This window comes from Rohdeia mirabilis (assembly GCA_007750655.1).
In the GTDB taxonomy this organism is placed as follows: Bacteria; Planctomycetota; UBA1135; order UBA1135.
This window is the reverse complement of record CP036290.1, coordinates 1,970,799-1,995,820: the sequence shown is the minus strand read 5'-3', so window position 1 is coordinate 1,995,820 and position 25,022 is coordinate 1,970,799. Positions and strand designations below refer to the sequence as shown.

General features: G+C 70.8%; 21 protein-coding genes, 1 tRNA gene and 1 pseudogene. 7 read left to right on the top strand and 16 right to left on the bottom strand.

Annotated elements, in window-relative coordinates:
- Positions 1 to 53: 53 nt before the first annotated feature.
- The 4 genes from Pla163_RS07480 to Pla163_RS07465 all read right to left on the bottom strand — a co-directional run bounded on the left by Pla163_RS07480 (position 54) and on the right by Pla163_RS07465 (position 3,952).
- A complete protein-coding gene (locus Pla163_RS07480) occupies positions 54 to 947 on the bottom strand; it encodes an ATP-grasp domain-containing protein (RefSeq protein WP_145185922.1) in 894 nt (297 codons plus the stop codon).
- Positions 948 to 1,321: 374 nt separating this feature from the next.
- Positions 1,322 to 2,329: an FG-GAP-like repeat-containing protein gene (locus Pla163_RS07475; protein WP_145185918.1), complete on the bottom strand. Its 1,008-nt coding sequence runs from the start codon at positions 2,327 to 2,329 to the stop codon at positions 1,322 to 1,324.
- Positions 2,330 to 2,338: 9 nt separating this feature from the next.
- A complete protein-coding gene (locus Pla163_RS07470) occupies positions 2,339 to 2,635 on the bottom strand; it encodes a hypothetical protein (protein WP_145185915.1) in 297 nt (98 codons plus the stop codon).
- A 147-nt stretch (positions 2,636 to 2,782) separates the two neighbouring features.
- Positions 2,783 to 3,952 carry an acyl-CoA dehydrogenase family protein gene (locus tag Pla163_RS07465; protein WP_145185912.1) on the bottom strand — a complete coding sequence of 390 codons (1,170 nt, stop codon included), beginning with the start codon at positions 3,950 to 3,952 and terminating at the stop codon, positions 2,783 to 2,785.
- A gap of 249 nt (positions 3,953 to 4,201) precedes the next feature.
- On the opposite strand from Pla163_RS07465, the gene Pla163_RS07460 reads away from it, so the two are divergent.
- Complete coding sequence (locus Pla163_RS07460; protein WP_145185909.1) at positions 4,202 to 5,182, top strand: hypothetical protein; 981 nt, start codon at positions 4,202 to 4,204, stop codon at positions 5,180 to 5,182.
- Between the two features lie 207 nt (positions 5,183 to 5,389).
- Positions 5,390 to 7,102 carry a methionine--tRNA ligase gene (gene metG, locus Pla163_RS07455; RefSeq protein ID WP_145185906.1) on the top strand — a complete coding sequence of 571 codons (1,713 nt, stop codon included), beginning with the start codon at positions 5,390 to 5,392 and terminating at the stop codon, positions 7,100 to 7,102.
- 369 nt (positions 7,103 to 7,471) lie between these two features.
- On the opposite strand, the gene Pla163_RS07450 is transcribed toward metG, so the two are convergent.
- The 6 genes and pseudogenes from Pla163_RS07450 to Pla163_RS07425 form a co-directional block, all read right to left on the bottom strand.
- A complete protein-coding gene (locus Pla163_RS07450) occupies positions 7,472 to 7,768 on the bottom strand; it encodes a histone (protein WP_145185902.1) in 297 nt (98 codons plus the stop codon).
- Positions 7,769 to 8,044: 276 nt separating this feature from the next.
- Entirely contained in the window at positions 8,045 to 8,536 is a 492-nt protein-coding gene (locus Pla163_RS07445; RefSeq protein WP_145185899.1) for a roadblock/LC7 domain-containing protein, read from the bottom strand.
- Between the two features lie 597 nt (positions 8,537 to 9,133).
- A pseudogene (locus tag Pla163_RS18910) lies at positions 9,134 to 9,712 on the bottom strand (GTP-binding protein); the annotation flags it as partial.
- Positions 9,713 to 9,716: 4 nt separating this feature from the next.
- Entirely contained in the window at positions 9,717 to 10,211 is a 495-nt protein-coding gene (locus Pla163_RS07435; protein ID WP_145185893.1) for a roadblock/LC7 domain-containing protein, read from the bottom strand.
- Entirely contained in the window at positions 10,211 to 11,290 is a 1,080-nt protein-coding gene (locus tag Pla163_RS07430; RefSeq protein WP_145185890.1) for a hypothetical protein, read from the bottom strand. Before Pla163_RS07430 ends, Pla163_RS07435 begins: the two co-directional genes overlap by 1 nt.
- Positions 11,287 to 12,393, bottom strand: coding sequence for a hypothetical protein (locus tag Pla163_RS07425; protein WP_145185887.1), 1,107 nt, complete (start codon positions 12,391 to 12,393; stop codon positions 11,287 to 11,289). Before Pla163_RS07425 ends, Pla163_RS07430 begins: the two co-directional genes overlap by 4 nt.
- 233 nt (positions 12,394 to 12,626) lie before the next feature.
- Here Pla163_RS07425 and gcvT point away from each other — a divergent pair, with 233 nt between their 5' ends.
- The 3 genes from gcvT (at position 12,627) to Pla163_RS07410 (ending at position 15,117) form a co-directional block, all read left to right on the top strand.
- Positions 12,627 to 13,733 (top strand): glycine cleavage system aminomethyltransferase GcvT, encoded by a 1,107-nt coding sequence (gene gcvT, locus Pla163_RS07420; protein WP_145185884.1) that lies wholly within the window; start codon positions 12,627 to 12,629, stop codon positions 13,731 to 13,733.
- Between the two features lie 110 nt (positions 13,734 to 13,843).
- A complete protein-coding gene (gene gcvH / locus Pla163_RS07415) occupies positions 13,844 to 14,254 on the top strand; it encodes a glycine cleavage system protein GcvH (protein WP_145185881.1) in 411 nt (136 codons plus the stop codon).
- Positions 14,255 to 14,292: 38 nt separating this feature from the next.
- Positions 14,293 to 15,117: a lipoate--protein ligase family protein gene (locus tag Pla163_RS07410; protein WP_145185878.1), complete on the top strand. Its 825-nt coding sequence runs from the start codon at positions 14,293 to 14,295 to the stop codon at positions 15,115 to 15,117.
- Here the strand turns inward: Pla163_RS07410 and Pla163_RS07405 are convergent.
- The 6 genes from Pla163_RS07405 to Pla163_RS07380 form a co-directional block, all read right to left on the bottom strand.
- Entirely contained in the window at positions 15,072 to 16,703 is a 1,632-nt protein-coding gene (locus Pla163_RS07405; protein ID WP_145185875.1) for a sulfatase, read from the bottom strand. The genes Pla163_RS07410 and Pla163_RS07405 overlap by 46 nt on opposite strands.
- A 24-nt stretch (positions 16,704 to 16,727) precedes the next feature.
- On the bottom strand, positions 16,728 to 17,840 hold the full coding sequence (locus tag Pla163_RS07400) for an enolase-like domain-containing protein (RefSeq protein ID WP_145185870.1): 1,113 nt from the start codon (positions 17,838 to 17,840) through the stop codon (positions 16,728 to 16,730).
- A gap of 281 nt (positions 17,841 to 18,121) precedes the next feature.
- Positions 18,122 to 18,196: transfer RNA gene (locus Pla163_RS07395), tRNA-Gln, on the bottom strand.
- A 146-nt stretch (positions 18,197 to 18,342) separates the two neighbouring features.
- Positions 18,343 to 19,656 (bottom strand): CinA family nicotinamide mononucleotide deamidase-related protein, encoded by a 1,314-nt coding sequence (locus Pla163_RS07390; protein WP_145185867.1) that lies wholly within the window; start codon positions 19,654 to 19,656, stop codon positions 18,343 to 18,345.
- On the bottom strand, positions 19,653 to 20,588 hold the full coding sequence (gene tatC, locus Pla163_RS07385) for a twin-arginine translocase subunit TatC (protein ID WP_145185864.1): 936 nt from the start codon (positions 20,586 to 20,588) through the stop codon (positions 19,653 to 19,655). Before tatC ends, Pla163_RS07390 begins: the two co-directional genes overlap by 4 nt.
- Before the next feature lie 260 nt (positions 20,589 to 20,848).
- Entirely contained in the window at positions 20,849 to 22,111 is a 1,263-nt protein-coding gene (locus tag Pla163_RS07380) for a coiled-coil domain-containing protein (protein WP_145185861.1), read from the bottom strand.
- A 411-nt stretch (positions 22,112 to 22,522) separates the two neighbouring features.
- On the opposite strand from Pla163_RS07380, the gene coaE reads away from it, so the two are divergent.
- Positions 22,523 to 23,185, top strand: a complete 663-nt coding sequence (gene coaE, locus Pla163_RS07375) for a dephospho-CoA kinase (RefSeq protein ID WP_145185858.1) — start codon at positions 22,523 to 22,525, stop codon at positions 23,183 to 23,185.
- A 303-nt stretch (positions 23,186 to 23,488) separates the two neighbouring features.
- Complete coding sequence (rho, locus tag Pla163_RS07370; protein WP_145185855.1) at positions 23,489 to 24,931, top strand: transcription termination factor Rho; 1,443 nt, start codon at positions 23,489 to 23,491, stop codon at positions 24,929 to 24,931.
- Positions 24,932 to 25,022 lie beyond the last annotated feature (91 nt).

Here is a 25,022-nt window from a genome sequence, read left to right as displayed (position 1 = left end):
GGGGTGCCGCGGTCGGAGCGTCGAACGGCGCCCCGCACGAGCGCGCCCCGCGCCTAGCTCGACGCGCGGAGCAGGCGCACGAGCCCCGCCGCGAAAGCCTCCCCCATCCCCGGACCCTGCTCGGGGTACAGGTAGGGTTCGATCAGCTCGAGCTCCATCACCGCGAGTTCGCCGTCGAGTCCGCGCACCATGTCGACGCGCGCGTGGAGCAAGCGTTCGGGCACGGCGGCGAGCACACGCGCGCTCAGGTCGCGTTCGATCCCGCTGGGCTCGTGGACGGTCTCGCGCGCGCCGAACATCGACTGCACGCGGTAGTCGCCGGCAGCGGGCACCTTGCGCGCCACGTGGGACAACTCGCCGTCGAAGTACACGAACGAGTACTCGCCCTCCGTCGCGACGGCGGGCAGAAAGGGCTGGATCAGTGCGCGACCGGGCGGCCGTTCGTCCACGGGAGGAAGGGGCGCGCCGCGGCGTACGCGCACCTGCCGCCACGCCGACGCCCCGACGAGCGGCTTGACCACCAGCTCGTCGGCGCCGATCCGGTCGAACGCTTCCGCGATCGTCCCGTCGCTCGCGTCGGGCGCGAAGACCGTCGGGACGGTCGGCGCGCCGCGCTCCGCCAGATCGGCGAGGTAGCCCTTGTCCAGGTTCCAGCGCACGACCACCGCCGGGTTGAAGAGCGGCCGCGCCGCCTCGCAGCGGTCGAGGAACGCGAGGAACGCCGCGGGCTTCGACGTGTAGTCCCACGTCGTTCCGATCACGACCGCGTCGAAGTGCTCGGGATCGAACTCGGGCGCGTCCCAGACCGCGACCTCGAGAGCGATGCCACGGGTGGCGCAGGCGGCGCGCATCGGCTCGAACTCGCGGTCGAGCTCCCAGTGGTCGCTGCGCAGCGCTGGATGCCCCGGCAGCATGTCGGCGGAGGTGAGGAAGGCGACGCGGGTCATGGGGTGCGGAGCTTAGTGGTGTGATTCGCTCTCTTGGGCACGGCTTTCCCTGATGTCGGCAGCGTCTCGTACGGGCGCGCTGCTGCGTCAGGCCTCCTTCGAGACTCGAGAGCCCGGTACTCGTGGAAGCGGGGGCGAGTCGCCTGTGCCACGCATCGCATCTCGTACGGAACGCCGAAATGCCTCGAGAGAGCGAATCACACCACTAGCGCGAAGACCGAGCGATCCCTGCGGGCGAACCACGCGGAGGCCGCGCCCGAGCACGCCGCGTGCTGGGTGCGGGGCACCGAACACCGGCCGGAGACGAAGGTGGCGCGCCCGCAGTACTCGAGCGCGCCACCTCGGAGCGGGCCCTTCCGCCGACCCCGCTCGCCTCATCGCCCGGAGTCCGCGCCGGTGGGCGCTGCGTCTTCGGTGGCGGGCGACTCCTGGAGGAAGAGCCAGACGCCGCTCGTGCGCTTGGACGCGGGGCGCAGCGCTTCGACGCGCTCGGTGAGCGACTGCAGACGCGCCTCGAGCTCGACGGCCTCGGGCAGCGAGTCCGCGCGCTCGAGCAGCTCGTTGCCGGCCTCTTCGTCCAGCTCGCCCATCTTCTCGAAGATGTCGTTCCAGAACGCCTGGTAGGCCGCCTCGACCTGCTCGAGCTCCGCGTCGAGCGTCGCGAGCTCGGCCTGTTCGGCGGGGCTCAACGCGCGCGCCGTCGGCCGCACCGTGTGGTACGCGCCGACGACCAGGTCGAGGTCGCCGTCGCCGTCGTGATCGAGCACGTCCACGTAGGCGCCCTCCTCGGGTCGCGACGCAGATCCTTCCGTGCTCTTCGGCGTGACGAGCGCGCGCGGCGCGGCGAACGCGGGCGCTCCGACGGCGCCGGTGTTGAGGTACAGGTACACGCCGCCCTCGAAGCTGCCGCAGACGAGGTCGGTCAGACCGTCGGCGTTCCAGTCCACGAGGCGCGGCGCGGTCAGCCCGCCCGGCACGGCGAGCGGTTGTCCCCCGGCTTCGACGCGCCGGTTCGTGGACACGAAGGCGGGCGCCGTGGCAGTGCCCTGGTTGAGGCGCAGGTAGAGCCCGCCCTCGTCCTTGGAGCCGAGCAGGAGGTCGAGGTCCCCGTCCGCGTCCCAGTCGAAAGCGACAGCGCTGACGCAGTGCGGCGCCGAGTAGTCCACCTCTTCGCCCTCCTTCTGCCCCACGTGGCGGTACTCGTTCGCCTCCATGTCGTAGTAGAGGCCGATCCCGATCGGGGCGCCGGCCGCGTCGAGGATGTGTTCGGGCTGTTGCCAGCCGGTCTCACTGCCGCGCACGACGAAGGCGTGCCCCTCGAAGGTGGCGGTGACGATGTCCGTGTGGCCGTCGGCGTCGAAGTCCACGAACTGTGGACCCATGCCGATGCATCACCAGTTGTTGAGCTCGAGCGGTTCGCCGTTCGCCTCGAGACGCCCGCGCTCACCGAACGCGGTGCTGCTCCCTGCGGTCGGTGCGCAGTGCCAGAGGGCTCCGAACAGGTCGCCGAGGATGAGCTCGCGGCGACCGTCGCCATCCAGGTCGCGCAGTACCGGCGACGGGTAGAGGATGCCGGTGAACGGGGCGCCGGCGCTCGTCAGTTCGACGGGGGCGGCGAAACGCGGGGTGGGCTCCTGGAACGCGGCGCCCAGTGCGGCGGGCGCGAGGAGGGTCGTGAGGATCAGCATGGTGGTGCTCGACTCGGACTAGGACTGGCGGAACGGATGGCCCCGAACGGAACTCGGGCCCGACCCCTCGCAGGAGGAGCCGGGCCCGAGTCTACCCGCGGCGCTGGAACGCGGCGCGCCGCCGGATCAGCGGTGGGCCGGGTCGGATCAGCGGTAGGCCGGCAGTCCGGTCAGCTCGTGGCCGAGCGCCAGCGTGTGGATGTCGTGCGTGCCCTCGTAGGTGTAGACCGACTCGAGGTTCAGCATGTGGCGGCCGGTCTGGTACTCGAGGCTGATGCCGTTGGCGCCCAGCATGTCGCGGCCGGTGCGCGCGGCGGTCAGGGCCATGTGCACGTTGTTGCGCTTGACCATGTTGACCATGGCGGGCGTCATCTGGCCCGCTTCCTTGAGGCGTCCGATGCGCAGCGCCATCAGCTGGCCCATGGTGATCTGGGTCGCCATCTCGGCCAGCTTCATCTGCGGGATCTGGTAGCCGGCGAGCGGCTTCTCGAAGACGACGCGCTCCTTCGTGTAGCCGAGCACCTCGTCGTACACCGACGACGCCGCGCCGACCGCGCCCCAGGCGATGCCGTAGCGCGCCTGGGTGAGGCACATGAGCGGGTTGCGCAGGCTCTTCGTCTCGGGCAGGCGGCACGAGTCGGGAATGCGCACGTCCTCCATGACGAGCTCGCTCGTGACCGAAGCGCGCAGCGACCACTTGTGCTTCTGCTCGGGCGCCGAGAAGCCCTTCGTGTCGGTGGGCACGACGAAGCCGCGGATGCCGTCCTCGGTCTGTGCCCAGACGATGGCCACGTGGGCGATCGTGCCGTTCGTGATCCACATCTTGCGGCCGTTGAGGATCCAGTCGCCGCCGTCCTTCTTGGCGTTCGAGAGCATCCCGCCCGGGTTCGATCCGGCGTCCGGCTCGGTCAGACCGAAGCAGCCGATCGCTTCACCCTTCGCGAGCTTGGGCAGCCACTCTTTCTTCTGCTCCTCCGAGCCGAAGGCGAAGATCGGGTACATGACCAGGGAGCCCTGCACCGAGACGAACGACCGCAGGCCGCTGTCGCCGCGCTCGAGCTCCTGGCAGATCAGGCCGTAGGCCACCGAGTCCATGCCCGCGCCGCCGTACTCCTCGGGGACCGTCGGACCGAACACGCCCAGCTCGGCCAGTTCGGGCGTCAGCTCGTGCGGGAAGGTGCCCGCCTCGAAGTGCTCCATGATCTCCGGCAGGAAGCGCTCGGAGACCCAGGCGCGCACCGTGTCGCGAACCATGCGTTCGTCCTCGGTGAACTCCGAGTCGAGGTGGAGGAAGTCGAGGGCGCGGTAGGGCTGCATGGTCGAAGGGCTGGTGCACCGCCCGAAAGGGCGGTCGGGAAGCTGGGAAGCGGTCGGAAGGCGGTCCATCGGACCTCGACGCGCGGGATCAATTGCGGCCTTATAGCACACGCGAGCCCTCCTCGATCCGTGAAGCACCCCGACAGAATCTGCCGCGTCTGCGGTCATGCCCGCAGCGGCGACGCCCCCTGTCCGGCCTGCGGTGGCGCACCGCGCGATCCTTCGCTGGCGCGACCCGCGCGTTCGCTCGTGGCCCAAGTGACGGCGGGAGCCCGCGCTCCGTTCGTCGGTCTCGGAGCGCTGCTCACCCTGCGCGGCGTGAAGCGCTGGATCCTGCCCCCCACGCTCGGCGCGACGCTCGTGCTCGCGGGGCTCCTGTTCGGCCTGTGGACGCTGTTCCAGGAGGCGCTCGCGGGCGACTCGGAAGCGGTGGACCTCGACCTGCCCGGCTGGCTCGCGTGGGCCGAGGGAACTCTCGAATGGTTGCTCGACCTGCCGTGGTTGCGCACCGGCGGCACCTTGGCGTTCGTTCTCGTGGCGGCGCTGACCTGGTGGTTCGCCTACGCGATCGTGTTCGAGGTGCTCGCGGGCCCGTTCCTCTCGCGCATGCAGGCGCGCGCGGAGGACCACTGGCTCGGTGGCCACGGCGGCACGCCCGAACACCCTTTCGAGACGCGCGGACTCGGACTCCTCGCGCTCGCGATCGGACTCGGCGCGGGGCTGTGGTGGGTGCTGCCGGGAGGGCTGGCCGCTGCCGGACTCGTGCTGCCGGTCGCCGTGCTGTGGTTCGCGCTGCGGCCCTTCCGCGGCTGGTTCGGAGCATTCGTGCGCACGGAGGGCCGCTCGGGACTGCAGGGGTTGGTGGTCGCCGCCGTCGCACTGATCGGCGTCGTACTCTTCCTCCCGCTGCACCTGGTGCCCTTCGTCGGCAGCTACATGGCCGCCACCGCGGCGGGCTTCTTCCTCGCACTCGGGACCTTGGACCTGGCGCTCGAGCGACGCGGCTGGAGCCTCGACGGACGCTTCGCGTTCGCACGCCGCTCGCTCGGCGCACTGGCGGCGTTCGGCGCCGTGTCGGGCTTCCTGTTCGGCGTCCCGGTGATCGGGCCGCTCCTGATGCTGCCCAGCGCATCGCTCGGCGGAACCTGGCTGGTGGCCAAGCTCGACAAGAGCGCCCTCGCGGGCGAGGCACGCGGAAACGACCATCGGGACCCTGGCGCTCTGCCCTAGTGGTGTGATTCGCTCTCTTGGGGCACGGTTTCCCCTGATGTCGGCATCGTCCCGTACGGGCGCGCTGCTGCGTTGCGCCTCCTCCGAGACTCACAGCCCGGTTCTCATGGAAGCGGGGGCGAGTCGTCGGCGCGCCTTGCATCGCATCCCGTACGGAACGCCGAAATGCCTCAACAGAGCGAATCACACCACTAGGATCTCTCGCCCATGCGCTATCTGGTCACCTCCGCCCTGCCCTACGCCAACGGCCCGATCCACTTCGGCCACGTGATCGGGGCCTACCTGCCCGCCGACGTCTACGTGCGCCTGTTGCGCATGCAGGGCGAAGAGGTCCTGTACGTGTGCGGTGCCGACGAGCACGGCGTCGCGATCACGTTCGGCGCCGAGGCCGCGGGCGTCGAGCCGAGCGCCTACGTGGCGCGCTGGCGCGACCAGATGAAGTCGACCTTCGACGCGCTCGGCATCGCGTTCGACCGTTGGTCCGGAACGAGCATCTCCCCGAACCACGCCGCATTGTCCCAGGACTTCTTCAGGGGCCTGCTCGCGAACGGCTACCTGATCGAGCAGGAGTCCGAGCAGCTGTACAGCCCGAGCCAGGAGCGCTTCCTCGCCGACCGGTTCGTGACCGGCACCTGTCCGAACTGCGGCTTCGAGGAGGCGCGCGGCGACGAGTGCCCGCGCTGTGGTTCGTGGCTCGACGCGCTCGACCTGCGCTCGCCGCGCAGCAAGGTCGACGGACTGCCGCTCGAGAAGCGCAGCACACGCCACTGGTACCTCGACCTGCCCAAGCTGCGGGACGCGGGCCTCGGCGACTGGGTCGAACAGCACGAGTGGAAGACCAACGTGCGCGCCTTCCTCGAGAACCTCCTGGCCGACACCCGTCCGCGCGCGATCACCCGCGACATGGACTGGGGCGTGCCGGTGCCGTCCGACGTGACCGAGGGCGCCGCGGGCAAGGTCCTGTACGTCTGGTTCGACGCGCCCATCGGCTACGTCTCGATCACCGACGAGTGGTGCCGCGAACAGGGCGGGAAGGAGACCTGGCGCGACTGGTGGACGTCGAAGGACACCCGCCTCGTGCACTTCATCGGCAAGGACAACATCCCGTTCCACGCCTTCGTGTTCCCGGCCATGTTGATGGGCCTCGAGGACGGCTACGTCCTGCCCTGGCAGGTGCCGGCCAACGAGTTCTACAACCTCGAGGGACGCAAGTTCTCCACGTCGGGCGGCTGGACGATCCCGCTCGAGCGCTTCTTCGGCGAGTACGACGCCGACACGACGCGCTTCCACCTGCTCGCCAGTGCGCCGGAGACGGCCGACAGCGAGTGGACCTGGGAGGGCTTCCAGTCCACGGTCAACGCGGGCCTCGCCGACAAGATCGGCAACCTGGTGACGCGCGTACTGCGCTTCGCGGACAAGCACTTCGACGGGCGGCTCCCGGCGCTCTCGAGCGAGCACGAGGAGGAGCTCGACAGGATCCTCCTCGCCGAGTGCGGAGACCTCCCCGACCCGGGCGCTTCGATCCGCGCCTTCCGTTTCCGGCGCGCGACCGAGGAACTCCTCGCACTGGCGAGCGCGGGCAACGTCTTCCTGGACCGCACCGCCCCGTGGGCCCTGCGCAAGACGGACCTTCCGCGCTGCGCCTCGGTGCTGAACACCGCCGGCGAGTGGATCGCCCACCTCGCGCGCTGCGCGGCGCCGTTCATGCCGAACAAGGCGCAGCTCCTGTGGAGCATGGTCGGGCGCGAGGGCGCCGTGGCGGATGCAGCTTGGCCACAGGTGCCGGCGCCCGGTGGCGACTGGCGCGGTGCGCGCGAGGGATCGACCCTGGGCGAGATCGTGTCGCCCTTCGCGAAGATCGAGGACGAGGCGGTGGCGCGCGAGAAGGAACGGCTCCAACGCCAACTGGCCACGCAGTAGGGACGCGGCGCGGCGACGAGCGCACCCATGGAGCGGATGCTCGGGAAGGGGCGTCCAGGATCGGGGCCGCTCGTCCCCCGCGCGCGAGGATCGGGCACCGAGCTTCGGATCCCGGCCGGGCGGCGCCCGCCGCGGACCCGCCCCTCGACGCGGCCCTGGGCACCCCTTGGCCCTCTTCGCGTCGAACCGCTGGGGGATGCCCCCTGGAGCTAGGGGGGCTGGGTCCTGGGGCTTGGGGCCCACGAGACGGCCCCCTCCAACGCAGAACGCGGCGGGCCCCCTGAGGGACCCGCCGCGCGAGTCTTGCAGCGTCATCGGGCTCCTCGGGGTGCTGATGCCCCCCGAAGCAGCCTCAATGGCGCCCGAGCATCAACGGCGGCGCGTGGCGGCCTTCTTGGTGGCACGCTTCTTCGTCGCGCGCTTCTTGGTCGCACGCTTCTTGGTCGCGCGCTTCTTGGTCGCGCGCTTCTTGGTCGCGCGCTTCTTCGTTGCACGCTTCTTGGTGGCGCGCTTCTTGGTGGCGCGCTTCTTCGTCGCGCGCTTCTTGGTCGCACGCTTCTTCGTTGCGCGCTTCTTGGTCGCGCGCTTCTTGGTGGCGCGTTTCTTCGTTGCGCTCTTCTTGGTCGCGCTCTTCTTGGTCGCGCGCTTGCTGCGTTTCTTGGCCATGGGGATTGAGTCTCCTTGGACTCCGAGGGTTGGGTTGGCGTCTTCGGCACGCCGCTTCCACGACATCACGGGCGACATCGGCGCCTTCCGCCCAGACCTTTCCCGAAACCCACGAAGAAATCGCACCGACCTTCCCCGACATGAGAACGCACGCGGACGCCGTCTGGCGTTCGCGTGCGTATCGTGATCGACGTGCGACGCGCGGTGCGCGCCCCGTGGTCGGCGGTGGACGAGCCGATCGCGACCGCTCGAGAGCGGCCCGCGTCGGTGGTGCGATCAGAACAGCTCGTCGAGTGCAGCTTGACCGACGTCAGAGAAGTTACTGGCAAGTTCACCCCCACCTCGACGTCCGACAATGCTCTCGAAGACGTCCTGCAGGCGCAGTGCCGCCTCCTGGGCGTAGAACCGGACCAGCCCGAGGTTGGTGCGGTCGTCGAACAGCACGGCGAGCAGGGTGCGCTCACCCACGAGCTGCAGTTGGATGGAGTCGCGCTTGCCCTGGTGGAACATGACCGAGAACTCGGTCTCCCCCAGGAGCCGCGCCATCTCCTTGGTCGCGGCGAACGATCCGGCGACGAGCGCCGAGATGGAGTCCGCGGACGACTGCACCGCGTCGCCGCGGCGCGTCACGAGGTGCCCATCGCGGTCGATGAGCAGGGCACAGCGCGCCTTGGAGAGCTCGAGGAACGAGTCGAGCTCGGTGTGGAGGCGTTCCATGTCCTCCGCGTAGAACTCGAGGCGCTCGGAGCGCAGCTTGGAGTCTTTCATCGGGTGTGTCTCTTCGGTCTGAGGCGGCTTCCCGCCAGGGGTGGATCGGGCGTGGTTGCCGCGTCAGATGAACTTGAGGATCGCTGCGGCAGCACCGGCGCCGAGGATGGCGGCAGCGACGACGAAGAGGTTCCCCTTGAGAGCGGACGGCTGGGCGGCCGGAGCGCGTTCGGGCGCTCGACGCGGAGCCGGCCGACGACGGACCGTGGGATTGGGAGCCGCCGTGGTGGCGGCAGCCGTGTTCGCCTGCGGGCGACGCGTGGTCGCTCGCTGTCGCATCAGTTGGGCGGCGCTGCTGCCCGACGGCGCGTAGGTCTCCTCGGTGGCGGTCTGCGCGACCGCCGCCGGAGCCGCAGCGGGTGCGGGCCTCGCAGGCGGCGCTTCGTTCGTGGTCCGCAGCGACATCGGCGCCGCGGTCTCGAGCGGACGACGCGTCTCGGTGCGCCCCTCGCCGGAGCTCGGCGTCGGCGCCGGGACCGCGGACACGTCCGAGTTCGCTGCGACCGGTGCCGGCGCCTCGGTCGGCGCGCTCGTCGAAGTCGCGGCCGGCGTCACCGCCGGGGCGGGCCCCGCACCGGGTCGTCCGCCACCGCACTCCTGCTGGATGTGCTTGAGCACGAGCGACGCGAGTCCCTTGAGCGTCGGGAAGACGCCCTGCCCCGTCGCGGCGACGGCTTCGAAGGCCGGCACGTCGTGCGGGTTCAGCTGCTCCTGCATCTCGGACATCGACATGGCGCCCGGGATGTCGCGCTTGTTGAACTGAACGACGTGCGGCAGCGTCGCGAGACTCTTGCCGTACTCGTTCAGGTTCTCCTCGAGGTTGCGCAGCGACTCGAGGTTCGCCTCCATCGCGCCGGGCGAGGAGTCGGCGACGAAGATGATCCCGTCGACCCCTTGCAGCACGAGCTTGCGCGTCGAGTTGTAGTAAACCTGACCGGGGACGGTGTACATCTGGAAGCTCGTCTTCATGCCGGCGATCGTTCCGAGATCGAGCGGCATGTAGTCGAAGAAGAGCGTCCGATCGCCGTCGGTGCTGATGCTCGTGAGCTCACCGCGATTGTCGTCGGGGGCGCGCTTGTGCACGACCTCGAGGTTCGTCGTCTTGCCCGACATTCCGGGACCGTAGTAGACGACTTTCGCGTTGATCTGCTTCTGGGCGAAGTTGATCTGGACCATGGATTCAGCGCGTGGACGAAGGGTTCTGGTGTTCGTCGGCGGCGACGCGGTCCGAGCTGACGGATCCGTGTTCGTCCGAGGACGGCGCGTCGACCTGATCGACGCGTGGGAGAGCGGGCGCGGTCTTCTCGAGTTCGGAGGCGCCCGCCCCGAGTCGTTCCAGGCTCTTCGTGACGCGAAGAGCCGCGGCCTGCATGGGCAACTTGAAGGTGGACGGATCCGCCTCGTTGCCGTAGATCACGAGGAGCGCTCCACCGCGCACGCGCAGGAGAGCCAGGCCGCCGCGGTCGCTCGCGATGCGAGACCACGTGGGCGGACCCCAGGTGAGCGGCCCCGTCGCCTGCACGAGTTCCGAGAGGAACTGCTGCGAGACGGCGGCCAGACGGTCGGCGTCGTGCGTGAGCGACTGCTCCCCCACCGGGATCGGCACGCCGTCCTCGGTCACGAGAGCGACGAAGCGCACGCCGAACAGGCGCGACAGCGGTTCGAGTTCCTGCATCACGCGGCCAACCCCTGGTTGTCGATGGGCGAAGGTGCGCCGGCGAGCTCCCGCAGGGACTCGCGCTCGGCGGGCTGAGCGGTGCGCCGGTACCAGGCCACGGCCACGTCGCGTTCGCCGACGGCGCCGACGAGTTGACCGAAGTCACCTTCGACCTCGAGCTCGCGCAGCGGGCCGAGGTCCAGGCGTCGCGACACGGCGCGCGCGGCCTTGAGCGCGCTCTTCATCCCGCGCGCGGTGCGCTGGGCGGTGGCGCCGCGCGGACCTTGGATCAGCGCGGTGGAGCCGCGCATGAAGAGCGCTGCACCGCACCCCGGGGCCGCGGCCAGTCGCTGCAGCGAAGGCCGCACGTCCTCGCCCGAGACGGTGCTCGACTCGGCGTGGTCGGTCGCGAGACGTCCGGTCTCCTCGACGCGCGCCAGGGCGCGGCGCGGATCGGGCGCACCGAGCGCCGGTCCCTCGAGTGCGCGGTAGCGCGCCTCCAGTTCCGTGTCGCCCGGGAAGTGGTCGAGCAGTTCCCGGACGACTTCGCGGGCGTCCGAGAACGCGCCGATCGCGAGCAGCATGCGCAGCTCGAGCTGGAGCGCCTCGGCGCCGCGCGTGGCCTCCGAGCGGGCCTCCGAGATGGCGGCCAGGGCAGCTTCGCCGGCCGAACGCGAACGGTCGGCGAGGAAGCGGCGGGTGCGGATGCGCGCCAGCAGGAGCGTGGCGGAACCGGACTCGTCCTGGGCGCGCCACAGTTCGGCGGCGCGCTCGGCCTCGTTCCACTCGCCGCACTCGGAGCACAGGTCGCAGAACGCGATCCACAGCGCAGGGCGCGGGCCCTGTTCGAGCTCCGCCCGCAGTCGTGCCAGGCGGCGCTCGCGCAGGTGGCGCTGGACCCGTTGGTCCAGGCGCTGCAGCGTGCGATCACCGGCGAAGTGCTCGAGGCCCTCGCGACACAGTTCGCAGGCCGACTCGAGCTCGTCGCCCATGGCCAGCTGCTGGATGAGTCGGGCGTAGTTCTCGGCGCTGAACTCCTCGGCCAACTGACGGCGGGCCTGTTTCAGTCGCGAGCGCGTGAAGAAGCGCGGGATCATCGGTCGCTCTCCATGTCGTTCGCCAGGAGTCCGCCGTCGGTACCGCTCGCGAGCAGTTCGCGGATGGCGGTGATGTCGCGGCGCAGTCGGGCGCGGACGGCGGCGGACGGCACACCTTCGGCCAGGGCCTGCTCCAGTGCTTCGAGTGCGAAACCGGGGTCACCGGCCTCGATCGCGGTGCGCGCGTCGAGGTAGATCTGGTCGACCCGCGCCAGGACTCCCTGGCGTTCGAAGTCGGCTTCGACGTTGCGCTCGCGCAGCTCGGCCTCGATGGCGTTGCGCACGCCCTCGAGTTCGCGAACCTCCTTGTCGAGGCGCGTCCGTCCCCACCACAGCGGGTGTTCCTCGGAGAACGACCCCAGCTCGGCGATCCGGCGCTCGATGGCCAACAGGTCGGTCGGCACGGGGCGTTCGAAGGCCTCGTACTGGTCGGTCGTGCGCACGTGCGCGATGGACACGGCTCCGATCGGCAGCGCCAGTGCCAGCATCGCGAAGAAGGCGATGCGGGCGCGACTGCCGACGTGGCTGGTGTCGGTGTCGGTGACGAGCAGGCTCTCGAGCATGCGCGAGGCGTCGACGCAGTTGGGGTCGTACTCGAGAGCGCGCCCCAGGTGCTTGCGCGCCTCGTCGACCTCGTCGACGGACAGGGCGCGACGCGCGTAGAGCAGCTCCTGGTCGCGGCGGCGCCGGCGACCGCGCTCGATCCGCAGGCACTCGCCCTGGATCGCCGTCAGCTCGGGCGACAGGACGCCGGCGCTGGCGATCAGGTCGGCGAGCTCGACGGCGCGCTCGAGCTGACCGTCGCGCTGGTTCGCGCGGGCCGCCCAGAGGCCGTAGCCGAGCACGTCGAGGCCGCGGTGCTCGGCGACGTCGAGGTCGGCGAGGCCCAGGACCACGGCCGACTCGGCGAGCTCGGTGCTCTCGAGGCCCGAGGCGAACGCTTCGACGAGTGCCGCGTGGTACTCGTCCAGCAGCGACGGTGCGAAGCCGCTGACGCGTTCGAGCGCGTCGGCCAGACTTTCGTCCGAGCTCCCGCCACTTCCGGCACCGCCCAGGATCGCTCCGACGACGGTTCGGTGGTTCAGTCTGTCCTTCCCTGACATATGTCTCGCCTCCTAGGGCGAAGGCTCCCCCGGTCGACCACGGGGGGCCGACCAGGGCACTCGATCGGAAGGGGCACCTGGCGCTCTGAAGGCAAACTGGCCGATCGCGCGACAGCGCCAGCTCGGCGCCACCGACCGTCGAACCGACCGCGCGCGCCGGGTAGCATGTCGCGGCCCCGAGACCGGCTCCCGTGCCCGCGCACCGCGGCTCGGGGCCCCGACCCGCGCTCCCCATGTCCGACCAACTCGCCCGCACCGTCCTCTTCGACGTCCACGTACGAGCGGGCGCCCGCATGGTCGAGTTCGGCGGCTGGAGCATGCCGCTGCAGTACGGTCCGATCCTCGACGAGGCGCGGCGCGTGCGTTCCACCTCGGGACTGTTCGACCTGGGGCACATGGGACGGCTCGAACTGCGCGGCGCGGACGCCGTCACCTTCGCGGACCGCGTGCTGACCTGCTGGGTCGCGAAGATCCCGGTCGGCGCCATCCGCTACGGTCTGGTCTGCCGCGAGGACGGCAACCCGATCGACGACGTGCTCGTCTACAAGGGCGAGGACGAGGTCTCGGTCGTCGTCAACGCGTCGAACCGTGAGCGCGTCCTCGGCTGGTTCGAGGAGCAGCGCGCGCCCTACGAGGTCGAGATCGTCGACCACACGCTCGAGCTCGGGATGATCGCGCTGCAGGGTCCGAAGGCGGCGGAGATCCTCGCGCGCGTCACCACCGGCATGGACGTCGCCGAGCTGGGTTACTACCGCTTCGGCGAAGGCACGTTCGCGGGGCTCGGTCCGATGCGCGTGAGCCGCACCGGCTACACGGGCGAGGACGGGTTCGAGTTCTACGTCTCGCAGAACGAGGTCGAGATCCTGTGGAACGCGCTGCTCGAAGCGGGCGGTGACGACGTGGCGCCGACCGGGCTGGGAGCGCGCGACACACTGCGCCTCGAGGCCGGCATGCCGCTCTACGGGCACGAGATCTCCGACGAGCTGAACCCGATCGAGGCGGGCCTCGCGTTCGGCGTGTCGCTCAAGCCGAAGAAGTCGGGCACGCTCGGGTTCGACGCGCTGACCGCCGTCGCCGCGGCGCCCCGACGCGCGCTGGTCGGCATCGAGACCGACGGCCGCCGCGTCCCCCGCCAGGGTCACGAACTGTTCGTGGGCGACGAGCGCGTCGGGTTCGTCTGCTCGGGTACCTTCTCCCCCACGCTCGACAAGCCGATCGCGTCCGCCTACGTGGACCTCGGCCACTCGGAGCCCGGCACCGCCGTCGAACTCGACCTGCGCGGCAAGCGTCAAGCCTGCTCGGTGCGCGCGATGCCCTTCTTCTCGCGCACGCGCAGCTGAACCATCCGCTCGGGGCCCGCGCCCCGAGTCATCGGCCACTTCACCTTCCACCGCGACCGTCGACCGCTCGACGTCCGCGCTCCAACCCGAACGACCGCTCCCCGTTTCCGATGTCCGACCAGGCCACCACGCGTCCCGACGACCGCAAGTACCTCAAGTCCCACGAGTGGATGAAGATCGACGGCGACACCGCCCTGATCGGCATCACCGACCACGCCGTGGACGAGCTGTGCAGCGGCAACGAGGGCGACCTCGTCTACTGCGACCTCCCCGAAGTCGGGCGCCTGGTCGAAGCCGGCCAGACCTTCGGCGAGATCGAGTCCGTCAAGGCCGTCGCCGACCTCAACTGCCCCGTCGACGGCGAGGTCGTCGAGGTCAACGCCGAGATCGAGGACCACCTCGAGATCCTCTCGCGCGACCCGTGGAACGAAGGCTGGATGATCCGCGTGCGGATCACCGGCTCGATCGACGAGTCCGAGATGATGGACGCGGCGGGCTACAACGCGTTCGTCGCCGAGTAGGACGACGGCGGTCGCTCAAGCTCGCGCCGAGCACCCCCATGACGCGCCCGTTCCGACTGCTCCCGCTCGAGTCTCGGACGCCGGCGCAGAACCTGGCGGTGGACGACGCCCTTCTGGTGCGAGGCGGCGACGTTCCGGTCCTGCGGCTCTACACCTGGGAGCCGGCAGCCCTGAGCCTGGGCTACTTCCAGAAGCTCGAGGACGTCCCCGCTGCGCACATGCCCGGCCTCGAGGTCGTGCGCCGTTTCACCGGCGGCGGCGCGATCCACCACGCGCACGAGCTGACCTTCTCGATCGCCGCGCCGGCGAGCGACCCGCTCTACCGCGGACCGGTCGCGGACAGCTACTGCCGCGTGCACGCGCTGCTCGAAGGCGCGCTGGCCGAATTCGGCGTCGCGTCGGCGCTGCGCTGCGACCAGGCGCTCGCCTCCGACCGGACGGGCACGGGCATGTGCTTCCACGGCTCGACCGCCCAGGACCTGGTCTGGACGGGCACGGATGGCGAGCGACGCAAGGGCGTGGGCTCGGCCCAACGCCGCAGCGGCGGACGGGTGCTGCACCACGGATCGATCAAGCTCGCGCCCGATCCCCTCGAGCCGGGCGCGGCGACGGTCGGCGGCGGCTCCGCGGTCGAGGACGGCGGCGCGGGGACGGCGCGTCCGATCGCGGCGGCCGAGTTCGCCTCACGTCTGGTCGCCGCCTTCGAGCGGGGCCTGGACACGCGCCTCGAACCGAGCGAACTCACCGAGCGCGAGCGCGAACACGTCCTCGACCTGGGCGACTTCTTCGCGGATCCGCGCTTCCTCGCCGACAGGCGCTACCGGCCGGAAGCGTCCGACGGCGGGACCTCGCCCGCGTCCTGATCGGGCTCGACCGCGGCGTCGCCGCCCTGGGGCCCACCGTTCGAGTCACCGTTCGAGTCACCGTTCGAGTCACCGTGCGGGTCACCGTGCGGGTCACCGCCGGGCACCGCCTGGACCTCCCCCGACGTCGTGTAGCCGAGGGCCTCGAGGACGTCCATCTGCGCCTGGGTCAGCTCCGCCTCGGGGCGACCGGCGAGGACCGCGGCGCGGCGCTCGCGGTAGTCCTTGAGAAGGCGCGCCCTGGCGGTCACGAGGTCGGCGTGGTCGTCCACGATGTTGCGGCGCTCGTCGGGATCGCGGCGCAGGTCGTAGTGCTCGAGACTCTGGATGATGCCGCCGGGGAAGCGGTTGACGATCGTCTTGTCGCGCACGGTGCGCAGGCCGAGGTCCGGCTCGTCCTCGTTGGTCCGCAGGATCAGCTCGCGATCCAGATCGAACTCGCGACCGGTGTCGAACATCAGGTCGTCGAGGGACAGACCGTCGAGCTCGACCGACGGCGGTTCGAGTCCGCACCAACCGATGAGGCTCGGAACGATGTCGATCGTGGACACGAGGGCGCTCTCGATGCGTCGCCGTGGCTCCTGTCCCGCTGGAAGTTTGACGATCAGCGGCACGTGCAGCATCTCGTCGTAGAGCTGGTCGTTGTGACCCCAGCGCCCGTGCTGCCAGAGGGCCTCGCCGTGGTCGGACGTGACGACGATCAACATGTCGTCGTACAGCCCGCGCCGCTCGAGCTCGTCGAGCACCAGCCCGAACTGGGCGTCCGCGTAGGCCAGGGTGGCGTCGTAGAGCGCGCGCACGGCCTCGACGTCGTCCTCGCTCGCTTCGAGCTCGCCCTTGACGCTGGCCACCAGGTCGGCCGTGTCGCCCGCGGCGAAGGGCCCGTCGTAGGCCGGGTCGAGCCAGCGCTCGCGGAACTCGGTCGGCGGGTGGTACGGGGAGTGCGGCTCGAGGTAGTGCAGGTAGTAGAAGGCCGGAGCGCCCGCGTCCTCGTCGAGCCAAGCCTGCATGCGCGGCAGGTACTCCTCGGCCTTGGGCTGGTGATAGGTCGCGCCGCGCACGACCAGGTCCGCCGAACGGCCGTCGATCGCGAGCAGGTGGTTGTGGAACTCGTCGAAGCCCTGGTCGAGGCCGTACAGCTCCGAACCGTTGAGGTTGGCCACCGCGCCGCGCGTCGGTCGCCCCGTCTCGGCCAGCAGCTCGGCCAACGTGACCTCGCCCGGGTCGAGGACGCGTTCACCGCGCACCATGCCGTGCATGTCGGGCAGGCGGCCGGTGAGGATCGACGGGATCCCCGCGCGCGTGTAGGGCGCCGGCGAGAAGGCCTGGGAGAAACTCACTCCGTCGGCCGCCAGGCGGTCCAGGTTGGGCGTGGTCGCCCGGTCGTACCCGAGGTGCGAGATGTGCTCGGCGTGCAGGGCGTCGAGGACCACGAGCAGCACGGTGGCGTCCTGGGCCCGAACCGTGCGCTCCGGCTTCGAGTCGCAGCCCGCGCACAGGCCCGCCACCAGACCCAGCAGGGCGAGGTGCAGCGCAGTGGGACGGCGGAGCCAAAGGAGGGCGTCGGGGTGCGCGGGTCGATCCATGTGATCCGAGTCTACCCGCCTCGGTCAGCGCGACGCGCCGTCCGAAGCTCCACGGACCGAAGCTCCGCGGTCCGAGTCCCCAGCACCGAAACCCCAGCCGGGCCCGACGACGAGCGGCGACCGCGGCGGGTCGGCGGGCAGGGGCCGCGCGTTGTAGAGCCCGGGCGCCACGTCGTTCGGCGCATCCGGGTACCACAGCGCGGCGATCTCCTGGATCTGGCGACGCCCGACGTCGAGTTCGAACTGGCCGCCGCCGTAGCACGCGATCCCGTTCTGGGCGCAGTGGTCGAGCACCGCGCACAGCGTCTCGATGGAACCGAAGCGCGAGGGCTTGACGTTGATGCAGCGCGGCCGGGTCGCCAGCCCCGTGAGGTCCGCGAGCGACTTCAGCGGCGCGTCCCAGGTCACGCGCTCGAGGTGCGGCGCGAGAGCCTCGCCGCAGGCGCCGTCGAGGGTCGGATCCTCGAGCCACGCGTTCGGCAACGCGCTGGCCAGCTCGCCGTAGAGCCGCGCGTCCGGCGCCGGGCCCTGGAAGTCGCCGTGGTAGTGCGCCTTCAGGTCGAGCACGTCCACGCGCCCGCTCGCGGCCAACCGCTCGACCGTGCGATCGGTGAAGGCTTCCGAGAAGTCGATCTTGAAGCGCGTGTCGGGCGCCCGTTCGAGCACCTCGTCGAGTGCCTCCACCTGTGCCAGCGGACCGAGTCCCATGGAGACGGCGAAGCGCACGGGGCGCGGATTGCGACCGACCACGTCTCCCAGGTGCGCGTCCGCCTGCACCAGCGCCAGGTCGAGCGCGGCCGCTTCGAGCCCGAAGCGCAGGTAGTCGCCCTCGACCTCGTCGACGAGCGGATCGATCGCGCGCGAGAACTCCGCGAGGGTTCCGCGGAAGCGGAAAGCACCGGCGTCGCGTGCTCCCGCCTCGGGCAGCGCGAGAGGAGCGCGCGCGAGGTGCACGGCGCCGTCGTAGGTCACGTCCTCACCCGCTCCGCGCCGCTCGCGCGCGTCGAACAGCTCGATGCGCGTGGTCCGCCGCACCCAGCCGCTCGACGTTCGCGACGCGCGGGGTTCGAGGCGTGCGCCATCGATCGCGACGTTCAGAGACGCGAGGCGCGACCAGGTGGTCTCGTCGGTCGACACGGCTCTCGGCTCTCGGTGGTGCTGCCCTCGGTGGTGGGTCGCGGCCCGGCGCTCCACACGGCTCACGAGGATCTGGGGCCCCGCATCCGGAGCGCGAAGAACCGGCCGGGTGCCGAACGGCCCCGCGTCGAAGGGCTCCGATCGTTCACCAGCCGCCGTTCGTTCAGCCGTTCGTGCGCATCCGCCGTGTGCGGCCGCCGTGCGCAGCCGCCGTCGAACGCGCCCGCGTATCGGGCCGGGAATCGGGCCGGGAATCGGGCCGCGAGCGCCACGGAAGGTGATGGTTACCCCGCCAGGACTCGAACCTGGAATGTCTGGACCAAAACCAGATGTGTTGCCAATTACACCACGGGGTAACGCGGCGCGGGATGATAGCGATCCGCGCGCCCGCGTGAAAGGGATCGATCGGCGCTCCGCTCGAAGTTCGTCCGCCCGGCGTCTCGCGAGCGGCATCGCCCCGGTCGGCCTCGCGCCCGCGCCGGACCGAGCGCCCGATGCCGACTCAGGCCTCCGGTTGGATGTCGAGCTCGGCGAGCCTGCCGCGCACCGCCCACAGGGCCAGGGCCAGGGCCTGCTGGACCGCGTAGCGCCGAATGCGCTCGCGCCCGACCGCGGGGAAGCGCCGCGTGAGGGTGACCGCCCCGTCGGCCGTCGCCAGGCCGAAGACCACGAGCCCCACCGGCTTCTCCGCCGAGCCACCGTCCGGTCCGGCCACGCCGGTCGTCGAGACGCCAAGGTCCGCCCCCGAACGTTCGCGCGCCCCGCGAGCCATCGCCGCGGCGACCGGAGCGCTGACGGCGCCGTGCGTGCGCAACAGCTCCTCGGGGACGCCCAGGACCGAGCTCTTGATGCGGTCCGCGTAGGTCACGAAACCGGCCTCGAAGACCGCGCTCGCGCCGGGCACGTCGGTCAGCGCGCCGGCCAGTCGCCCCCCGGTGCACGACTCCGCCACGGCCAGCTTCAGCCCTGCTGCGCGCAGTTCGGCCACGAGCGTCTCCTCGAGCTCGGCGTGGTCGCTCGAGACCACTCGGGACGCGAAGCGGGCGCGCATCTCGTCGATCCGCGCGTCGACGCGAGCGCGCGCTCCGTCGCCCTTCGACGTGGCTTTGAGGACCAGGACACCGGCGCGCGCGCACACGCCCATCACGGGATCGGTGGCGCGATCGAGCCAGTCACCGGCGGCCGCGGCGAAGTCGGACTCGCCGATGCCCCACAGGGACAGGCGTCCGACCACCGGGCGTTCGGACTCCACGACCAGGTCCTTCGTCACGCGCGGGAACAGCCCGGCGCGCGCCATGGGCTGCAGTTCGCCGGGCGGACCGGGGAGACTCGCCAGGAGTCCCGGCGAACCGTCCGCGCGCTCGGTCGTGCACACGAAGCCGGGCGCGGTCCCGCGGTCGTTCTCGAGCACGGTCGCGCCCGCGGGGAACAGGGCCTGGCGACGGTTGCCGTCGGTGGGCACGCGCCCGCGCTCGGCGAACAGCGCGACGATGCTCGACCAGGACGGCTCGTGGTGCTCGAGTTCCACGCCGAGCGCGCGCGCGGCGGCGTGGCGGGTCACGTCGTCGGGCGTCGGGCCGAGGCCGCCGCTGGTGACGACGAGCACGTGGACGGCGCACAGCTCGCGCAGGAGTTCCGCCAGAGCCAGTTCGTCGTCACCGACGACGTGCACGTGCTCGACGGCGATGCCGAGTTCCTCGAGCTCGGCCGCGAGCCACGGACCGTTGAGGTCGGGGTGCGCGCCGCCGAGCAGCTCGTCCCCCACCGCCACGATCGCCGCGCTCTGGCGAGGCGCGCTCCGACGGGACCCGCTCATCGCGACGGTCCGGTCGGTGGATCGGCGCCCGGGACCGGCGGATCGTCGTGCCGCTTGCGCGCAGCCAGTCGCGACGTGATCAGTCCGACCTCGTACAGGACGATCAGCGGGATCGCCATCATCAGCTGCGTGATCGGATCGGGCGGCGTGAGGATCGCGGCGACCACGAACGCCAGCAGGATGAAGTAGCGCCGGAAGGCCGAGATCTGCTTCACGGTCACGATGCCGACGCGGGCCAGCGCGGTCATCACGATCGGCAGCTGGAACACGAAGCCCAGTGCGATGCACAGGGACGACAGGAACTGGAAGTACTGGTCCAGCTTGAAGTCCGGCTTCGGCAGGGAGACGTTCGTCGGCACGTTCAGGAAGTAGAAGCCGTAGGGCACGAGTCCGAAGTACCCGAACAGGATGCCGCCCGCGAACAACAGGAGTGCGACGGGCAGGAAGCTCATCACTGCGCGCCGCTCGTGCTTGTAGAGCCCGGCGGCCACGAACAGCCACAGCTGCCAGATCAGGATCGGACCGCCGAGGAACAGACCCACGTAGAACGAGGCCTTCAGCTTGGTGAGGAAGAGCTCCCCCACGCCCGTGGTCTGGCCCTCTTCGCGGATCGGATCCTTCAGCTCGCGGTAGTCGCGGTCGGTCGGGTCCGCCGACTCGAACCACTTGGTGCGCTCGGCCTCGGGGTCGGAGGCGAGCGCTTCCTCGTAGAGGGCGCGGTAGTCGTCGTTGAGCCAACTCACCGCGCGCTTCATGGGCGCCATCACCAGGGACACGGTGCCCGGCGTCTCGTCGGCGAAGGCGAAGGCCAGGAGGAAGCAGGCCACGACCGCGGCCACGCCGACCACGAGGCGCCGCCGCAGCTCCTCGAGATGGTCGCCGAGCGACATGCGGTGCGCTTCGACCGGATCGGGATCTTGGGCCGGCGACATGGACGGGACGGTGGCGGACTCGAACGCGAGGAGTGGGACGGCACGTGGCGGCGGGCGTGCGCGCCGGACGTGCGGGGAGGATACGGGTCGCCGTGGCCTCGGTCCCGCTTCGCCCGCAGGGAACGGGCGCGGAAGACGACTCGATCGGGAGCGCCCGAACGGGAGCCGGGCGCGCCCACGCTCTCGCGGTGGCGCGCCCGGCTCGGGCGTCGACGGAGCGCCCCGTGGGGCGACCCGTCATCGGGCGTCCGCTCGGAAACCTACGGGAGGGCCGGCAGGTAGTCGCGCAGGGTCGAGATCGGCACGACCGGGATACCCGCGTTGACGGCCTCGGTGTAGACGGGCAGCTGCGACGGATCGATCGGCTCTTCGAGGGCCTCGCCGAGCTCGTCGTAGAAGACCTCGCCGCCGGTGATGAGCATGTCCGTGGTGCCGGTCAGGGTGTCCTGGACGCGGATGCCCATCTCGGCCAGGATCATGGTCAGGCGCTGCTCGTCCCAGGCGCCGCTGAAGCGGCCCGCGAGAACGGCGGTGCGGTCGCCGACCGGGTCGTAGATCGGACTGAACAGGTAGTCGCCGGAGACGACCGGGTCGTACGGATCTGCCAGGTCGAAGACTTCGATCTCCGCGCGGTTGCGCTCGACGCGACGCACGATGGCGCGCGCTTTGACCACGACGCCCGACATGCGGGACTCGCGGATCTCGAAGCCCATGCCGGTGGCGAGGCGGTCGTCGCTGCCGATGTCGACCCAGGCCAGGGGCAGGGTGCTCGACACGGACAGGACCCGACCGTCGGGCTCCTCGGTGCGCGCCCGCTGGGTGCGGATGTCGTTCTTGGCCCGGGCGACCGCGAGGTCCTGCTCGAGCATGGCGATCATGCTGTTCAGCTCGCGGACCTGGTCCTCGTAGTCGGCCTCGGTCTCGCGCGACCGGCGGTCGATCTGGTCGTTCTCCGCCTCGGAGTCGGCCAGACGCTGGTTCAGGTTCTCCTCGCGATCGGCGGCGTTCGCGCGTTCGGAGGCGAGCTCGTCGTTCTTGGCGGCGAGCAGCTGGTCCTTGGCGGCGACGTCGCGGGTGCGAGCGGCCTTCTCGGTGGACAGTTCGCTCTCCAGACCGGCGACCTGGGTCTCCAGGGTGCTGATCCGCAGACGGGCCGCCGCGATCTCGGCTTCGATGAAGGGCATGATCTTCTCGAAGTCCGTCGCGCTCGACGGGATGTCCGGGAAGGAGTCACGCACGCGGCTGATCGCGTCGGCGGCGCTGGACGCGTTGGCGTCCTTCACCGTGCTGTTGCGGTCGTAGAAGCCCAGCTTGCCGCTCAGCTCCGACACCTTCTGGTTGGCGACGGCCAGACGCTCGTCGGCGGCGGTGGCCTCGGCACGGGCTGCAGCCGCCTCGTTCATCGCCTTGCTGCGGTCATCGTGGGCGAAGTAGCCGAACGCGACCCCTGTGAGAGTGATGACCGCCATCATGACGGTCCACATCAGGCTGACGCGAGCAGCTCCTCGGTTGGCGCGCACCATGCGGAGTTCCTGGGGAGTGAGTGGTCTGGGCCCCTTTTCGAGCGCGTCTCGACGGGCCGCGGGTGCGGGTCGTCGACGGGGCGCTGCGGGCCGCGGATCGGATGGGGAAGGGACGGTGTCCGACGCCGGACGAGCCGTGGGGCTCGGGCGCGACGCACACCGGGGATCGAGCGACCGACGCGCGCACGGGCGTGCGGAGCGGGGTGCTCGGGCGCTTGTGATACCCGCTGGACCCGTCGTGGACAAGGGTCGAGGGGTCGGCCCCGCGCTCGGGAGGGCGTGGGACCGGGCGGCGCTCCGTTCGTCGGACGGCGGTGCTACCTTCCGCCCCCGCCGCCGCCTACCGATCGATTCGGTCGAGAGGGGTCGAAGCGGCGCCGGACCTCCCCGCTCGAGCCGCCCCACCCGCCCATGCGCACGCCCCCCTCCGACCCGACCGCGAACTCGGGGAGCGAGCGCCGGGCCCTCGTGGTCGGCGTCCTGGGCGGCATCGCCTCCGGCAAGTCGTTGGTCGCGCGTCTGCTGGCCGGCGACGACGGCGCGGTCGTCGACGCGGACCGGGTGGCCCACGCGGTGCTCGCCTCGGACGCGGTCACCCGCAAGGTGCGCGAACGCTTCGGCGACGCGGTCCTCGGCGTGGACGGCCGGCCCGACCGGCGCGCGCTGGCCCAGGTCGTTTTCGAGGACTCCGAGGCCCGCGCGGCCCTGGAGGGCTGGATCCATCCCCTGGTTCGTGACAGGATTCGCACAGCGCTGGATGCGGCTCGCACCGCATCGATCGTGGTGCTCGACGTTCCGCTCCTGCTCGAGAACGATCGCGAGCACGGCCTGCGCGCCGCCTGCGACGTCCTGGTCCACGTGGACGCACCGGTCGAACAGCGCACCGCCCGCGCCGTCACGGAGCGCGGGTGGGCTCCGGACGAACTCGCCCGCCGCGAGCGGGCCCAACTCCCCCAGGACGAGAAGCGCCGCGCGGCCCAGCACGTGATCGTGAACGACGGTGACCTCGACCAGTTGAAGTCGCGCTGCGCCGATCTGCGACGCCACCTGTTGGCCCAGCGCCCCACCTCCTAGCTCCGCAGCCAACCGCAGCCCACCGCGCCGCCCGCGACCGGAACGTCGCCGCGCGGGTCGCGACGGTCCGAACCGCGACGATCCACTTCGCGACGATCCACGCCGCGACGGCACGGTTCGCGGCGGCCCGGTTCGCAGCGGCCCGACCGCCCGTGCGCGGCGCCGCTCGCCGCGTGCTCGAAGGGCGCGCCGCCGCCGCGCTCCTCCCCCACCCACCTCCACGGCCGTCCCTCGAAGGCGTCCATCCAAGGAACCCTCGGCCTCGGCCGCCCCGCGCTCGACGCGCGCTCCCAACCACACCCCATGGCATTCAAGAAACGTCAGCGCCCCAACCGGGAGAAGTTCAAGAAGGAGAAGGACAAGCCGTCCGAGGACGGAGCGATCTGGCTCGACTACGCGACGCTGCCCGTCGACCTCGAGGCCGACGAGATCGACGACCTGTTCGAGGACCTGCCCGCGTCCACGCGCAAGACGAAGCCCAAGCCCACGAGCTATCGCGACCTGCAGGGGCTGAACCTGGCCGATCTGCACGAGCTCGGCACGAAGGAGAAGGCCGATCTCGAGGACGCGCTCACCCGGCGCGACGTGATCTGGTCCATCGTCGAGGGGCGCATGGCCAAGCGCATCCCCGTGATCGCCGAGGGCACGCTCGAGATCCTCGACGACCGGCACGCGTTCATCCGCACGCACCACGCCTCGTACCTGCCGACCTTCGAGGACGTGTACGTGCCGCGTTCGATGATCGATCGCTACGGACTGCGCAACGGCATGACGCTGAAGGGACCGATCCGGCCCGCGCGCGAGGAGGAGCGCTGGTTCGCGTTCGCGTGGATCGAGACGGTCGACTTCCACGACCCCGAGGAGATCGCGTCGCGCACCCCCTTCAAGGAGCTGGTGCCGCTCTATCCCGAGGAGCGCCTGATGATGGAGGGCGGCGGCGACAACCCGCTCGAGATGCGGATCATGGACCTGGTCGCTCCCATCGGGAAGGGCCAGCGCGGCCTGATCGTCGCGCCCCCGCGCGTGGGCAAGACGGTGCTCCTGCAGCAGATCGCCAACTCGATCGTGACCAACGCGCCCGAGGCGCACCTGATCATCCTGCTCGTCGACGAACGCCCCGAGGAGGTCACCGACTTCCAACGCACGCTGACGGGCGAACGGCGCGAAGTGGTGAGTTCCACGTTCGACGAGCCGCCCGCCCGTCACCTGCGCGTGGCGAAGATGGTGATCGAGCGGGCGCGCTCGCTGGTCGAGGCCGGTGAGGACGTGATCATCCTGCTCGACTCGATCACGCGTCTCGCGCGCGCGTCGAACCAGGAGGCGCCGTCCGACGGCAAGCTCCTGTCGGGCGGTATCGAGGCCACGGCCCTGCAGTTCCCCAAGCGCTTCTTCGGCAGCGCGCGCAACATCGAGGGCGGCGGTTCGCTGACGATCCTCGGGACGGCGCTGGTGGAGACCGGTTCGAAGATGGACGAGGTGATCTTCGAGGAGTTCAAGGGCACGGGCAACATGGAGCTCGTCCTGGAGCGCCGCCTCGCCGACCGCCGCGTCTTCCCCGCCATCGACATCAACCGCTCGGGAACGCGCAAGGAGGAGCTGCTCTTCACGCCGCAGGAGATCGAGCGCGTCTGGATGCTGCGCAAGGTCCTGAACGAGCTCGATCCGGTCGAGGCGATGGAGATGCTCGTGCAGAAGATCCGCCGCACGAAGGTGAACGGCGAGTTCCTGCTGACGATCGGTTCCTAGATTGTCGGTACGGCGTCAGGCACGAAACTGCCACCTGCCGCCGATGACGCTGCGATTCGCAGCGTCTCGGCGCGGCAGGTGGCAGTTTCGT

Coding starts and splice junctions, on each gene's coding strand:
- Pla163_RS07425 (WP_145185887.1), bottom strand. CDS start 12,393: ATGTCAGGGAAGGACAGACTGAACCACCGAACCGTCGTCGGAGCGATC.
- Pla163_RS07465 (WP_145185912.1), bottom strand. CDS start 3,952: ATGCAGCCCTACCGCGCCCTCGACTTCCTCCACCTCGACTCGGAGTTC.
- Pla163_RS07445 (WP_145185899.1), bottom strand. CDS start 8,536: ATGAAAGACTCCAAGCTGCGCTCCGAGCGCCTCGAGTTCTACGCGGAG.
- Pla163_RS07430 (WP_145185890.1), bottom strand. CDS start 11,290: ATGATCCCGCGCTTCTTCACGCGCTCGCGACTGAAACAGGCCCGCCGT.
- Pla163_RS07405 (WP_145185875.1), bottom strand. CDS start 16,703: ATGGATCGACCCGCGCACCCCGACGCCCTCCTTTGGCTCCGCCGTCCC.
- Pla163_RS07410 (WP_145185878.1), top strand. CDS start 14,293: ATGACGCGCCCGTTCCGACTGCTCCCGCTCGAGTCTCGGACGCCGGCG.
- Pla163_RS07435 (WP_145185893.1), bottom strand. CDS start 10,211: ATGCAGGAACTCGAACCGCTGTCGCGCCTGTTCGGCGTGCGCTTCGTC.
- gcvT (WP_145185884.1), top strand. CDS start 12,627: ATGTCCGACCAACTCGCCCGCACCGTCCTCTTCGACGTCCACGTACGA.
- Pla163_RS07480 (WP_145185922.1), bottom strand. CDS start 947: ATGACCCGCGTCGCCTTCCTCACCTCCGCCGACATGCTGCCGGGGCAT.
- Pla163_RS07390 (WP_145185867.1), bottom strand. CDS start 19,656: ATGAGCGGGTCCCGTCGGAGCGCGCCTCGCCAGAGCGCGGCGATCGTG.
- Pla163_RS07450 (WP_145185902.1), bottom strand. CDS start 7,768: ATGGCCAAGAAACGCAGCAAGCGCGCGACCAAGAAGAGCGCGACCAAG.
- Pla163_RS07470 (WP_145185915.1), bottom strand. CDS start 2,635: ATGCTGATCCTCACGACCCTCCTCGCGCCCGCCGCACTGGGCGCCGCG.
- tatC (WP_145185864.1), bottom strand. CDS start 20,588: ATGTCGCCGGCCCAAGATCCCGATCCGGTCGAAGCGCACCGCATGTCG.
- gcvH (WP_145185881.1), top strand. CDS start 13,844: ATGTCCGACCAGGCCACCACGCGTCCCGACGACCGCAAGTACCTCAAG.
- Pla163_RS07380 (WP_145185861.1), bottom strand. CDS start 22,111: ATGGTGCGCGCCAACCGAGGAGCTGCTCGCGTCAGCCTGATGTGGACC.
- Pla163_RS07475 (WP_145185918.1), bottom strand. CDS start 2,329: ATGGGTCCACAGTTCGTGGACTTCGACGCCGACGGCCACACGGACATC.
- metG (WP_145185906.1), top strand. CDS start 5,390: ATGCGCTATCTGGTCACCTCCGCCCTGCCCTACGCCAACGGCCCGATC.
- rho (WP_145185855.1), top strand. CDS start 23,489: ATGGCATTCAAGAAACGTCAGCGCCCCAACCGGGAGAAGTTCAAGAAG.
- coaE (WP_145185858.1), top strand. CDS start 22,523: ATGCGCACGCCCCCCTCCGACCCGACCGCGAACTCGGGGAGCGAGCGC.